We start from the raw sequence: 13,136 nt of genomic DNA, 5'->3' as shown, positions 1-13,136 counted from the left end.
GATAGCAAATTTTCGCGCTGTGGGTCAACGTGACCCGCAAGTCCTCTATTTTAGCGGCTTTCAACAAGTCAAAAATGGAGGAATTAAGAATAACTGTTCAACCGGTGTAAGTATGGCCGTTCAGCGCCGCTCAGAAAGCGAATCAGCGAAACATCACCTGCGCCCAGCGCGCCAGTCCGGCGGTCACCGAGCCGAAATCATCGCCGCTCGCCAGCGGAATCGCCGGCAATTGCGCCGAAATCGCCTGCCGCAGTAGCGGAGAGCGGGCGCTGCCGCCGGTAAGATAGACCACGTCAGGCCGCGTGGCGCTGGCGTCAAGCGCCAGTTGCACCTGCTCCTGAATACGTTCAAGCGGTTGGGCAATCGCCGCCTCAAGCATCGGCAGGTCAATGGTTGCATAAAGCGCCTGCTCGACGAACGCCAGCGAGCTGCCGACCTGATGCTGTTCGGAGAGGGCGATTTTACTCTCTTCTGCGGCGCGCACGAGGCGATAACTCAGCTTCTGTTGCCAGACCCTGAGCAGCCGCCTGACCTGTTCAGGGGCGGCGGCGTCGCGGATCAGCGTTTCAATCAGCCGGCGGCTGGCGGCAGCGTAAAATTCGCTCTGCGCCGGAACGTCATTAACAGCCACGGCGTTCCACCACGGCAGTACCGGCAGGGCGGTGCCTTTTTCCGTGACGCCGCCGCAGCCGAGCAGCGGCATCAGCTCTTTAAATGCCAACATGATATCCAGATCGTTGCCGCCAACCCGGCAGCCGCTGTGGCCCAGCAGACTGCCGCTGCGGTCGGATTTGCCGTGCCAGGCCGGGCCCATTAACAGCATCGAACAGTCAGTGGTGCCGCCGCCAATGTCCACCACCAGTACCCGCGTCTCTTTTTGTAGCGTTGCTTCGAAATCCAGCCCGGCCGCCACCGGTTCGTACTGAAATTCAATATCACGAAAGCCTGCCCGTCCCGCCGCGCGCGCCAGAATACCCTGCGCCTGACGGTTTGCTTCGTCGCCGCCCAGTCCCTGAAAGTTTATCGGCCGGCCGATCACCGCCTGATCGATGACGTCATCAAGCTGGCGCTCCGCCGTCTGGCGGATGTGCAGCATCGTGGCGCAGACCAGATCCTCAAAAAAGGCGATCTGCTGCGGTTTCAGCCCGTTCGCGCCAAGAAACGACTTGGGGGATTTTACAAACCAGACGTCTTCGGGATCGGCCATATAGTGAGCCAGCGCGTCAAGACCAAAGCGCACGCTCCCCGGCGTAACGTCGATATCCTCTTCACGATTGGCGCTCAACGCGCGGCGCAGCAGCGCCTGATTTTCGGCATCTGGCGTCGGGACCTGGTGGTGGCGAAACAGCCATTCGCTGACCGATTCGCGCGTGGGCGCGCAGAGCATGGAAGGCAGCAGCGCGGCGTTTTGCTCAAGGGGAAGGGCGGTCGGGACGCCTTCTTTCATCACTGCAACCGAGCAGTTGGCCGTTCCGTAATCAAAACCGATATACATATTTCCCCCGTTAGCATTAAAAAAGGGAGGGACTTTAGGCCGGGAGGTCAGTGAGAGCAACCTATTTTATTGCAAAATAGCCGGTATTAAGCAGCGCATTCAGCGGCTCACGCGGCATTATTGCTTCGCCCCAGGCGTGATCGACGCCGATATTCGCCAGGGTGTTCAGCGCGACGGGCAGCTCAATGGGGCCAGCAATGGTCAGTATGTGCATGCGCTGCGCGTGACCCTGAATAATGGACACCATCATTTCATCCATCAGGTTGAAGTGTACGTTGGCGGTCATTTGCGGATTGAGGATCAGATAATCAATCATCTCCCCGGGCATCTGATTAAAGGCGTCGAGGTTTCGCCCAACGTCGCTGAGTACGATGCCGCAGCCCGCCTCACGCAGACGCGCCACCTGCGGCGAAAGTTTATCGATATCCGTCAGCAGCGCCTCTGCGCCAATGGAAAAGTGCAGCAGCTGCGCCGGCAGGTCAATGCGATCTATGTTGTTAATGACTTCATCAATTAACGTCTCGTCGCGCAGTCCCTGGGGTGAAAGCGGCAACACCACCGACAGCGCCTTATTGACCATCCCGGACGCGTAGTGTTGAAAAAACTCCCTGACCATTTTTCGGTCAAGCATGATAAACAGCGCATCGTCATGAAGGCCAGCGCGGAAGCTCGCTTCCTCTATTTCTTCGCCCTGCGCGCTGAACAGCTGCATTTCAGCCAGACAGAGGCTGACCGACTGCGTTTTGCGCGGCGGCGCAACCGGCCAGACGAGGAGACGCATCGGCTGGTCAGCGAGGATCTGTTCAATGTCGGGCCGTGAAAGCAGCGGTTTGAGAGTGTTCAAGAACTGCGGTTCATACACGGATAGCTGTCCGCGCCCGTTATGTTTGGCGTTGTAGCAGGCGAGATCGGCCTGCGCCATAATTTCACTGGCCATCACGTTATCTTTATCGAACATGGTAATACCGGCGCTGGCGCCGACGCGATGCAGACGTCCCTCCCACAGCAGGCGATAGTCGTTTACGGCGGCAATAATGCGGGAGATGATTTCGCGCGCTTTATCCGGTGGGCAACTGTGAAGCAGCACGCCGAACTCATCACCGCCCAGGCGCGCCAGAAAGTCCGAGCCGCGAAGATGGTGTTTCATTACGCTGGCAACTTCCCGCAACAGTGCATCGCCAGCCGCGTGTCCTGCGGTGTCGTTGACCGCTTTGAAGCGATCGAGATCGATAAAGGCCAGCGCGTGCTCAAGATGCTGGTCGCTGGCGGTTGTCAGCATTTGCTTCAGCTGTTGTTCAAAGCTCACGCGGTTAGGCAGGTGTGTCAACATGTCATGTGAAGCGCTGTAGCTCAGGCGGCGCAGCATTTCTCGCGATTCGCTGACGTCCTGAATAACGAGCACATAGCCAATATCTTCTCCCGCCTGCGTTTTCAGCGGCATGATGCTGTAGTGGATGTCGAATTTGTCACCGGCGACATTGTGCAACACCATTTCCTGATCGATACCCGCCGCCGATCGGTTGTCATGCTGTTCAAAAAGCAGCAGATTATCAATGGGCGGGCCATCACTGTCAGGCGTGATGCGCAAAATATCATTAACCGGCCGGCCTTCCGCCTGCTCCTGCGCCCAACCCGTCATCGCTTCCGCCACCGGATTCATAAACATCACCCGCATCGCCTGGTCGGTACTGATCACCGCTTCGCCGATGGCATCCAGCGTGATATGCATCCGCTCTTTTTCCTGGTACAGCGCATCGGTGAGCCGCTGCATGGTGCTGACGTCCTGATTGACGCCCAGCATCCTGTCCAACCCGCCTTTTTCATCCAGCACCAGCGTGGACTGGCTGCGAACAAACCGAATGCCGCTCTCGGTATGAATACGAAACTGAATATCAATCGGCGTGGCATTTCTGACGGCCTGGTCGAAGGCATCAATGGCTGTCTGACGATCGTCAGGCAGCAGACTATTGGCCCAGGTAAGGTAGGTTGCTTTCCCTGCGGCAGGCAGATCGTAGATCTCGAACATCCTTTTGTCCCAGTTCATTTCCCCGGTTTTCAGGTTCCAGTCCCAGACGCCAATGCCGCCCGCTTCGTTCGCCAGGGTAATACGCTGCATCAGGCTGCGGTTTTCTTCTTCACTGTTTTTCAGATCGGTAACATCTTTGATCTGCGAGATAAAGTAGAGCGGCAGGTTTTCGTTGTCACGCACCAGCGATACCGCCAGCTGCGCCCAGACGATTTGGCCGTCCTTGCGGAAATATCGCTTCTCCAGGCTGTAGGTTTCGATATCACCCTTTAATACGGCATCCCGTAAAGCAAGGTCATTGTTTAAATCGTCCGGGTGGGTCAGGGTCTGAAAGGTTAACTTTTTCAGCTCTTCCGGTTCATAACCCAGCAGGTGACAGAGCGCTTTATTGACCTGTAGCCACTGCCCTTCCGGAGACACTAACGCCATGCCGATGGCAGAGAATTCGATTGCGTGGCGAAAGCGGGTTTCGCTCTCCTGAATATGTTTCTTTTCTTCGCGGAAAGAGTGCATTACCAGCGCCATGACGTGGCTGGGAATAATGGCCATCAAAAAGGGCAGCCAGGGCGCGCGGGTCATAAAACTGGTCACGACAACCAGGTTGTTGAGTTGATGCAGCGCCAGCAGCATGGTCATCATTGAAAGGGAAGCAAGAAACACCACGAACGCCTCAAAGCGCGGCAGGCGAACCGCGCTGTAAAACAGCACAACGATGACCACGGTGAAAGGCCAGGGCAGATAGCGCAATGCGATATAGTTTAATAACAGCGTGCCCACCAGCGTGATTAACGTTTCGGGCAGGGCATGCTGGTTAACGTTTTTAGCGGCAGGATCGCTGTTCCACAGCAGACAAACCGGCCCGAGCGCCAGCATCCCCACCACTTCCGACATGACCCAGGTTGAAAAAAATTGAAATGAAGCGGTGTCGCCCTTAAGCAGACAGGCCACCAGGCCGCTTACCAGCGGCATAAGCAGCCCCACTGACAGGAGCATTTTGCCCCAGTTCTTTAGCGACGCCAGCGGGGCGCTATCTTTAAACAGCCATCGCAGCAGCGCGCCGCCGGCCAGCGCGTGAAGCAGATTAATCAACGTAAAGGTAACGTTTGCGAAAGAAAGACCAAACACCAGCGCGTTGGCGCCGATGACCCCTGCCATACAGCAGAACAGCGGGGCAGGCAGCGCGCGCGGCGTCAGACGATAGGTCATCACCGTCATCAGCGCGGTGGCGAACCATAGCGGGGAGATATGCCCGCTGATCTTAATCAGTTGAAGGCAGAAAAGCGTTAAGCCGAAGGAAAGTACGCCAGGCAAAAGCGCGCGTTTTATTGGCGAAAGGCGATCGGTGCTTAAAAAAGCGTTTATTGTCATTTACTTATCCAGCATGGAGCAAGACCACCCTGTTGTGCAAGCAACGTCATCTGAGACTAACTAATATAACGCTTTCTAATGCCTTACGTAAATTTAACCGCTCAGAACAACTGTTTTTGTATGACAGCAACCTCATGACGTAATTTTAACAACTCTTCACGCGTCCATGCGTGATCGATTCCGGCAAGTTGGACCGACAGCCGCTGGAGGAACTGCTGGGTGGTGGCGATCCGTCCGTGGCCTAAGAGTAATACAGGAAGCAGTAGGGTGAGACAAACCTGCCAGAAGGCGAAAGGCTGAGGTAAGCGCCCGCGCTGGCTGAACAAAAACACGGTGCTGAGTATGAAACCCAACGTCAGGCCTGTGACCACTTCACTGGTTGAGTGGTAGTGCAGCAGCAGACGGGAGGCGCCGACAATCAGCGGAATAAAATAGCCCACCGCGCAGGCGACGCCGCGCCAGAAACTGCTAAGCCCGCCGCTGAGCAACCAGAGAAGGACCGGCCAGAGCGTGGCGGACATCGCGCTGTGGCCACTGAAGCCGGTAAAATTGAAGCGGGCATTGCCGATCCCGAAGCCCATAAAAGCGATTTTTGACAGGCTGACTACCGCGCCTGCGGTACAGAAGGCCGCTATCCAGTACCAGACCGCACGGGGATCGCTACTTTTTAATTTGATGGCAATCGCCACAATAACGGCAGTTGGGATCAGTAACATGCTGTCGCCGAAGTAGGTCAAAATATGAACGATATGCCAAATCACTCTGTTTCCTTTTTATTGTCTGAAGCCGGGACAGCAATTAACGGGGCAATCAGTACTTATCGGCAATGCAGCCGAAAGCCTGCCGTCTCCTGGCTCGAAATGTGAAGTTGATCTCATTAATTTCAGTTTACGGGTGAAGCGTAACCTTGGCTAAGGGTAAAATCTGAAAAGGCATCCGGCGCATTTTACTGGCGTCAACCTGGTGAAATCCTTATAATTGCGCGCGAAATCCTCCTCCCCATTGTCTCTGACAATCAGTAATCAGGTCTTTAATTTATGACTGACAAGTCACATCAGTGCGTCATCGTAGGTATTGCCGGCGCCTCTGCCTCAGGAAAAAGTCTTATCGCCAGTACCCTGTATCGTGAAGTCCGCGAGCGGGTTGGCGATGAAAATATAGGCGTAATCCCTGAGGATGCCTACTACAAAGACCAGAGCCATTTGACGATGGATGAGCGGGTGAAAACCAACTACGATCATCCCAGCGCGATGGATCACAGCCTGCTGTTCCAACATTTGCAGATGCTGAAAGCGGGCAAGGCCATCGATCTACCGGTGTACAGTTATGTTGAGCACACCCGCACCGCGCAAACCGTGCAACTCAAACCTAAAAAGGTCATCATTCTTGAGGGGATTCTGCTGCTGACCGATGTGCGTCTGCGTCAGGAGATGAATTTCTCGATTTTTGTTGATACGCCGCTGGATATTTGCCTGATGCGCCGCATGAAACGCGACGTTAACGAGCGCGGCCGCTCCATGGATTCGGTGATGTCGCAGTATCAGAAAACCGTTCGACCGATGTTCCTGCAATTTATCGAACCCTCGAAGCAGTACGCCGATATCATCGTGCCACGCGGTGGTAAAAACCGTATTGCCATTGATATTCTGAAGGCAAAAATTAATCAATTCTTTGAATAAAGGGCGTTTCCGATGAGATTATGCGATCGCGATATTGAAGCCTGGCTGGATGACGGGCGGCTCGACATTTCTCCTCGTCCTCCCGTTGAGCGCATCAACGGCGCCACCGTTGATGTTCGTCTCGGTAACCTGTTTCGAACTTTTCGCGGTCATACCGCCGCGTTTATCGATCTGAGCGGCCCTAAAGACGAGGTGAGCGACGCGCTGGATCGCGTCATGAGCGATGAGATCGTGCTGGCTGAAGGCGACGCGTTTTTCCTCCATCCGGGCGAACTGGCGCTGGCGGTGACATTCGAATCCGTCACGCTGCCTGATAACCTGGTCGGCTGGCTGGACGGACGTTCATCGCTGGCGCGTCTCGGGCTGATGGTTCACGTCACCGCGCACCGAATCGATCCGGGCTGGCAGGGCCGAATTGTGCTGGAGTTCTATAATTCAGGTAAGCTACCGCTGGCGCTCCGTCCCGGCATGTTGATTGGCGCATTGAGCTTTGAACCACTTTCCGGGCCTGCCGCACGGCCCTATAACCGCAGGCAGGATGCAAAATACAAAGGCCAGCAGGGCGCCGACGCCAGCAGAATAGATAAAGATTAGCGTCTGTCGGACAGCTCCGGCAGGGCGTTTTCGCCGGGCAAATTCTTTAAAGCCTGCCAGGATTAACGGCCCGGCAGCCTGTCTGCGGGTTAAGATTGCGTTAACAAGGGGAAGGCATGAGAAGATTTATTACCACTCTGGCCATTTTGCTGGTGGTGATTGTGGCGGGAATGATGGCGCTGGTTTTATTGGTGAATCCCAACGATTTCCGCGCCTATATGGCCCGTCAGGTTGAGCAGCGCAGCGGTTATACGCTGGCGCTGAACGGCGATCTTCGCTGGCACGTCTGGCCCCAGCTCAGCATTCTCTCCGGGCCGATGACGCTCACCGCGCCCGGCGCGCAGCAGCCGGTGGTGAGCGCTGAGAATATGCGTCTGGACGTTCGCCTGCTTCCTCTTCTCTCTCATCAGCTTTCGGTAAAACAGGTGATGCTGAAAGGCGCGGTGGTGCGCCTGACGCCGGAAAGCGACAGTCAGCGCCCGCAAAATGCGCCGGTGGCGCCAGGTCGTTCAGGCTCATCGGAAATTACCCAGGGCTGGACGTTTGATATTGGCGAACTGCGCGTGGCCGACAGCCTGCTTATCTGGCAGCAGAGCAACGGCGAACAGATTAACGTGCGCGATGTTAATCTACAGCTTTCTCAGGACAGCCACCGTCAGGCCCACGTTGAGTTAAGCAGCCGCATCAGCCGCGACCAGCGCGAACTGGTGATGAACCTCAACGCCGACATGGATGTTAACCGCTACCCCCAACAGCTCAATGCATTGATCAACCAGCTTGATTATCAGCTCACCGGCGCCGATCTTCCGCAGGAAGGGGTGAAAGGCCAGGCGAAAATGCAGTTCTCATGGCTGGGCGATCGGCAGGCGTTCAGCCTGAAAGAGATCGCCCTTAACGCCAACGACAGCCAGCTCAGCGGCAACGTCAGCGGTACGCTGACGGGCCGTCCGCAGTTAGATATCGATCTGCGCGCTCCGATGCTGAATATGGATTCCCTGTTGGGACTGGCAGACGGCAGCAGCGATGGACAGCAGGCACAGTCGCAGCGCGCGGGTGCCGCACCGGTTATCGCCCAGCGCGCAGAGCATGATAACAGTGATTCGCCGCTTAACGCGATCGACGGCAAGGTGAAGCTGGCCGTTGACACGCTGCGCTGGCGAGGGATGGACTTTAGCCAGGTCGCACTTGACGCCAGCAGCCGCGAAGGGGTAATGCAGCTTGCCAGATTCAGCGGCAAAGCGGGGAACGGCAGTTTTTCACTGCCGGGCAGTATCGACGTTCGCGCGGCGCAAACGGCGGTGGCGTTACAGCCAGAAATCAGCGCCATTGATGTTGCGGCGCTGCTAAAAGCGTTTAGTTTACCGGCCTCGCTCAGCGGCGATCTGTCGCTGAAAGGGAATTTTACCGGCACCGGCTTAACCGTTGCTGCTTTTAAACGTACCTGGCAGGGCAGCGCGATGCTGAACCTGGAGAATGCGCAAATTGCCGGACTTAACTTCCAGCAGATGATCCAGCATGCCGTTGAGCGCTCGAACAGCCGGGTAAAAGGAACAGATAACGCGGCAGCAAAAAACGATCTTCAGCAAATCAAAGGTGGCGCTACGCTGGATAACGGTCTGCTGACCTTCAATGAACTGAAAGGCAGTTCGCCGGTACTCAACTACGGCGGGCAGGGCAGGGTAAATCTGCCGCAACAGCTTGCGGATATCACGTTTGGCGTGACCGTCACCAAAGGCTGGCAGGGCGATGATGAACTGGTGAAAAGGTTACAGCAAACGCCGGTGCCGTTGCGTATCTATGGCCCGTGGTCGGCGCTGAACTACTCGTTACAGGTCGATCAGGTGTTGCGCCAGCAGTTGCAGGATGAAGCGAAAAAACGGTTGAAGGACTGGGCAGATCGTAATCGAAACGGCGACAGCTCGGTGCAAAAGCTGATTAAAGATCTGTAGGGCGGCGGCCAGCGCCGCCCGGATTATCTGCCGTTGTCCTGACGTAAAGGAACAATCTGCACTTTCTGTACGCGATGGCTTTCAACCTGAAGCGTGCGGAACAGATAATCAGCAATGCAGATCTCTTCACCCTCCTCCGGAACCTGCTGGGTATGCTCCATCAACAGCCCCGCGAGCGTGTTATAGTCGCGTTTTTCGTCCAGCGGCAGCGCCACGTACATAATCAAATCATCCAGCGGCATGTGTCCATTCGCCGTCCAGCTTCCGTCGGCGTTCTGCTGAATATCGTATCGCGGATCGACCTCTCCGCCTTCGTTTGGCAGATTGCCCGCAATGGTTTCCATTAAATCGCTGAGCGTCACGACGCCTTCCACCGAACCAAACTCATCGACCACAAAGGCGAAATGCGTGCGTGCGGTGCGGAACTGCTCCAGCGCCGGCAACAGGTTGAGCTGCTCCGGAAACACCAGCGGCTGGCGAATGAGCGCGCGAATATCCAGGCTGTCGCCATGCAGCGCCTGCTGGAGCAGATCGATAACATGCACCACCCCAAGCGGTTCGTCGCTGTTCTCCGTGACCACCAACCGCGTGTGCTGGTTGCTGTCGAGCAGCGCCATGATCTTCTCCGGCGACTCCGCGAGATCGATATGTTCAATATCATGGCGCGACGTCATGATGCTGCTCACCGTGCGCTGGCCCATTCCCAGCACGCGCGCAATCATCATCCGCTCCTGACGATTAAAAATGGCCTGACTTTCCAGACGGTCGGCGACCAGTGAAGAGGTGTCGCTATCCAGCTCCGCCGGTTCATGATTGCCACGGAGTAAACGCAGCACCGCCTCAGCGGTGCGTTTACGCAGCGGCCCTTTCGACGAAAGAAAACGGCGGCGGTTGAACTGCGCCAGCTGATTGAGCGCCTCAATAATCACTGAAAAGCCGATCGCCGCGTAAAGATAACCTTTGGGAATGTTATAGCCGAATCCGTCAGCCACCAGGCTGAAGCCAATCATGAGCAAAAAGCTCAGGCAGAGAATGACAATGGTGGGGTGTGCATTAACGAATCGCGTTAACGGTTTACTGGCCAGCAGCATCAGCAGGATGGCGATAATCACTGCCGCCATCATTACCGCCAGATGATCGACCATGCCAACGGCGGTAATAACAGAATCCAGCGAGAATACCGCGTCAAGCACCACTATCTGGGCAACCACTGGCCAGAATTTTGCGCCGCGCTTTTGGGGATCCTCCTCCTCGTCTTTTCCTTCCAGACGCTCGTTCAGCTCCATGGTGGCTTTGAACAGCAGGAAAAGGCCTCCCGTCAGCATAATGACATCGCGCGCACTGAAAAAATGCCCGGCAATGTTGAACAACGGGGCCGTTAATGAGGAGAGCCAGGAGATAGAGGCCAGCAGCACCAGGCGCATCATCAGCGCCAGCAGCAGCCCGGTGATACGGGCCCGGTCGCGCAGTGCGACAGGCAGCTTTTCAGCAAGAATGGCGATAAAAACGAGGTTGTCGATGCCCAGCACCAGCTCTAAAACGATAAGCGTGACCAGGCCAGCCCAGATTGACGGATCAACGATCCATTCGAACATTACATACTCGCAAGATGATGAGATTTTGCTGATCATAGAGAATATTCATTCATACAACAAATAATCTGGCATTTTAAGCGCGCAACTTTCAGATTATCGCCAGAAAGAGTAGGGGGAAGTGAAATGAAAATTACCTGCGAGGTAAACCAATATTGCGGTAAAAGTTTCAGAGTTATTCGCATAGCCGGGAAAATTATTTTGCGGCTGGCGTGAACGCATCCTGAAATCGTTCAGGACTAATCTGAATCAAAATTGTGGTGAATCTGAGCTTAATCTTAGTGAAAAAAGAGGATCGACTCTGGTGGTCCGGGATGAAAGGTAGTCTTATTCCTAAAAGGGCAGGCGGGCTGCCTCCTGGTCTTGTAAAGAGGCCATTTATAACTAGTATAGCAACGGGTAAGTAGACGACCGCGTTAATCTCGCTATTTGCGACGGGCGTCCTTTTAATGTCTTTTTCATGAATGCTGAATTGCGTATCATGAAAAAATGCGGTGGCAGTTGATCGGAGAGGACAGGATAAAACCAACAATATTTGGAAGCATTAGCGCGTATTGGCAGCCACAAGCCAGGGGCGGTAGCGTGTATATCCGGAGAGAGCGGCACATAAAGAGGTTAGGGAAGTCGTCGTTCGCATTGTTGATTTTACCTGTCAATTCTCCCGTTATTCTGCGTATAACAATGACAGGGTTACACCAAACGGAATATGTTGATGTGTAATTAATGATGTGATTAAAAAATAATCAATAATTTTCAATGATGAAAATTAATAAATCACAGGCGAAGAAAAATAAGAGTTAACTATGCGCGATATAGAATTTACCTTCAAAGGGTTATTAATAAAATTGTCACTGGCCCTTTCAGATTTCATTTTATTTAATGCCTCTTTATTTATTGCGATCCTGCTGATCAATATGCTTCCGGGTAATTTTCTGGACGATATTTCTACGCATGATCTTAAGTTAAAAATTGCTACACACATTATTCTCTCAGTTATCTGTATTGGTTGGTTCTGGGTGCGTCTGCGTCACTACACCTATCGCAAACCTTTTTGGTTTGAATTAAAAGAGGTGTTACGCAGCATCCTGATTTTCTCAGTGATTGACCTGTCGATTACCGCGCTCTCTAAATGGGATATGTCCCGTTGGATTTGGGCGCTGACCTGGTTACTGGCAATGATCTCCATCCCCGTTGGGCGGTCAATTGTAAAACGCGTGCTGAATAATTACGGTCTGTGGAAGAAGCAGTCGATCATTATCGGCAGCGGCAAAAACGCCGAAGAGGCTTATCTGGCCTTGCAGAGTGAAGAGGTGATGGGTTTTGACGTTATCGGCTTTTATGATGTTGATAATACGACGCCAGCGCCTGCACTTTTCGGGATTCCCGTTTTACGGGAAGAAGAATCGTTATGGCAGCTCGTTAACAGCGAAACACAATTTATTGTGGCGGTTGAATATGAGCAGAGCCAGTATCGTGACCTTTGGCTGAAAAGTCTGGCAAAACATAAATGCCGTTCTATTTCCGTTATTCCTTCACTGCGTGGCGTGCCGCTGTACGGCACCGACATGGCGTATATTTTTAGTCATGAAGTGATGATTCTTCGCGTCAGTAATAATCTGGCAAAAAGAACATCGCGCGTGCTGAAACGCGCGTTCGATATCATCGGCGCACTGAGTATTATCACCATGCTGATGCCTGCGCTGGCGGCATTGATCTTTATGGTTTCCCGCGACGGTGGTGCCCCTATTTATGGTCATGAACGCGTGGGAATGAACGGTCGCAAATTTAAGTGCCTGAAATTCCGCTCGATGGTGGTCAACTCCAAAGAAGTGCTGGAAGAGGTATTGCGTACCGATCCTGTTGCGCGCGCCGAATGGGACAAAGACTTTAAACTGAAAAACGATCCGCGCATTACCCGCATCGGCCATTTCATTCGTAAAACCAGCCTTGATGAGCTGCCGCAGCTCTGGAACGTCGTGCGCGGTGAAATGAGCCTTGTCGGGCCGCGTCCTGTTATTGAAGATGAACTTGAGCGCTATGCAGGTGACGTTGATTATTACCTGATGGCTAAACCAGGGATGACCGGGCTCTGGCAGGTTAGCGGTCGTAACGATGTGGATTATGAAACGCGCGTTTACTTTGACTCCTGGTACGTTAAAAACTGGTCACTCTGGAACGATATTGCCATTTTATTTAAAACAGTAGGCGTGGTTTTGAAGCGAGATGGCGCATACTAACCGCCTCGCCTGGGGAGCGAGTGACATCTTTCTCTTCAGGTTATGCGATATCTGGCCGATTAACATTCGTCGGATATAAAACGATAAAATTTTTGACGAATTCCAGGCGTCGGCTTTAATGATACCGGCAAGAGATAAAAGGGATAGGGAGTAAAACATGATGAGCAACAGTTACTGTGCCTGAAAAGGCGGTTCG

At 53.9% G+C, this 13,136-nt stretch carries 8 protein-coding genes; 4 read left to right on the top strand and 4 right to left on the bottom strand.

Translation table 11 applies throughout. The annotated features are described in order from the left end of the window. Nucleotides 1-142 precede the first annotated feature (142 nt). The 3 genes from yegD to FA91_RS11620 form a co-directional block, all read right to left on the bottom strand. Nucleotides 143-1,495 (bottom strand): molecular chaperone, encoded by a 1,353-nt coding sequence (yegD, locus tag FA91_RS11630; protein WP_034915909.1) that lies wholly within the window; start codon nucleotides 1,493-1,495, stop codon nucleotides 143-145. Between the two features lie 61 nt (nucleotides 1,496-1,556). After that, nucleotides 1,557-4,889 (bottom strand): diguanylate cyclase, encoded by a 3,333-nt coding sequence (locus FA91_RS11625; protein WP_051937143.1) that lies wholly within the window; start codon nucleotides 4,887-4,889, stop codon nucleotides 1,557-1,559. Between the two features lie 101 nt (nucleotides 4,890-4,990). After that, a complete protein-coding gene (locus FA91_RS11620) occupies nucleotides 4,991-5,650 on the bottom strand; it encodes a phosphatase PAP2 family protein (RefSeq protein ID WP_034915906.1) in 660 nt (219 codons plus the stop codon). A 276-nt stretch (nucleotides 5,651-5,926) separates the two neighbouring features. Between FA91_RS11620 and udk the strand changes: the two genes are divergently transcribed. The 3 genes from udk (at nucleotide 5,927) to asmA (ending at nucleotide 9,111) form a co-directional block, all read left to right on the top strand. Further along, the gene (udk, locus tag FA91_RS11615; protein WP_034915904.1) at nucleotides 5,927-6,568 is read left to right on the top strand and encodes a uridine kinase; all 642 of its coding nucleotides are present in this window, start codon (nucleotides 5,927-5,929) and stop codon (nucleotides 6,566-6,568) included. A 12-nt stretch (nucleotides 6,569-6,580) separates the two neighbouring features. Then, nucleotides 6,581-7,162 (top strand): dCTP deaminase, encoded by a 582-nt coding sequence (gene dcd, locus FA91_RS11610; RefSeq protein ID WP_034915902.1) that lies wholly within the window; start codon nucleotides 6,581-6,583, stop codon nucleotides 7,160-7,162. 116 nt (nucleotides 7,163-7,278) lie between these two features. Then, the gene (gene asmA / locus FA91_RS11605) at nucleotides 7,279-9,111 is read left to right on the top strand and encodes an outer membrane assembly protein AsmA (RefSeq protein WP_034915899.1); all 1,833 of its coding nucleotides are present in this window, start codon (nucleotides 7,279-7,281) and stop codon (nucleotides 9,109-9,111) included. Between the two features lie 23 nt (nucleotides 9,112-9,134). Here the strand turns inward: asmA and FA91_RS11600 are convergent, their stop codons facing one another. Further along, the gene (locus tag FA91_RS11600) at nucleotides 9,135-10,706 is read right to left on the bottom strand and encodes a TerC family protein (protein WP_034915897.1); all 1,572 of its coding nucleotides are present in this window, start codon (nucleotides 10,704-10,706) and stop codon (nucleotides 9,135-9,137) included. A gap of 800 nt (nucleotides 10,707-11,506) precedes the next feature. Between FA91_RS11600 and wbaP the strand changes: the two genes are divergently transcribed. Then, the gene (gene wbaP / locus FA91_RS11595) at nucleotides 11,507-12,940 is read left to right on the top strand and encodes an undecaprenyl-phosphate galactose phosphotransferase WbaP (RefSeq protein WP_034915896.1); all 1,434 of its coding nucleotides are present in this window, start codon (nucleotides 11,507-11,509) and stop codon (nucleotides 12,938-12,940) included. The last annotated feature ends 196 nt before the right edge of the window (nucleotides 12,941-13,136 follow it).

The sequence above is a fragment of the Erwinia sp. 9145 genome, assembly GCF_000745075.1.
GTDB classification, from domain to species: domain Bacteria; phylum Pseudomonadota; class Gammaproteobacteria; order Enterobacterales; family Enterobacteriaceae; genus Erwinia; species Erwinia oleae.
The sequence above is the reverse complement of the archived record's forward strand: the minus strand, read 5'-3'. Positions and strand labels throughout refer to the sequence as shown.

Coding starts and splice junctions, on each gene's coding strand:
- yegD (WP_034915909.1), bottom strand. CDS start 1,495: ATGTATATCGGTTTTGATTACGGAACGGCCAACTGCTCGGTTGCAGTG.
- dcd (WP_034915902.1), top strand. CDS start 6,581: ATGAGATTATGCGATCGCGATATTGAAGCCTGGCTGGATGACGGGCGG.
- udk (WP_034915904.1), top strand. CDS start 5,927: ATGACTGACAAGTCACATCAGTGCGTCATCGTAGGTATTGCCGGCGCC.
- FA91_RS11600 (WP_034915897.1), bottom strand. CDS start 10,706: ATGTTCGAATGGATCGTTGATCCGTCAATCTGGGCTGGCCTGGTCACG.
- FA91_RS11625 (WP_051937143.1), bottom strand. CDS start 4,889: ATGACAATAAACGCTTTTTTAAGCACCGATCGCCTTTCGCCAATAAAA.
- asmA (WP_034915899.1), top strand. CDS start 7,279: ATGAGAAGATTTATTACCACTCTGGCCATTTTGCTGGTGGTGATTGTG.
- wbaP (WP_034915896.1), top strand. CDS start 11,507: ATGCGCGATATAGAATTTACCTTCAAAGGGTTATTAATAAAATTGTCA.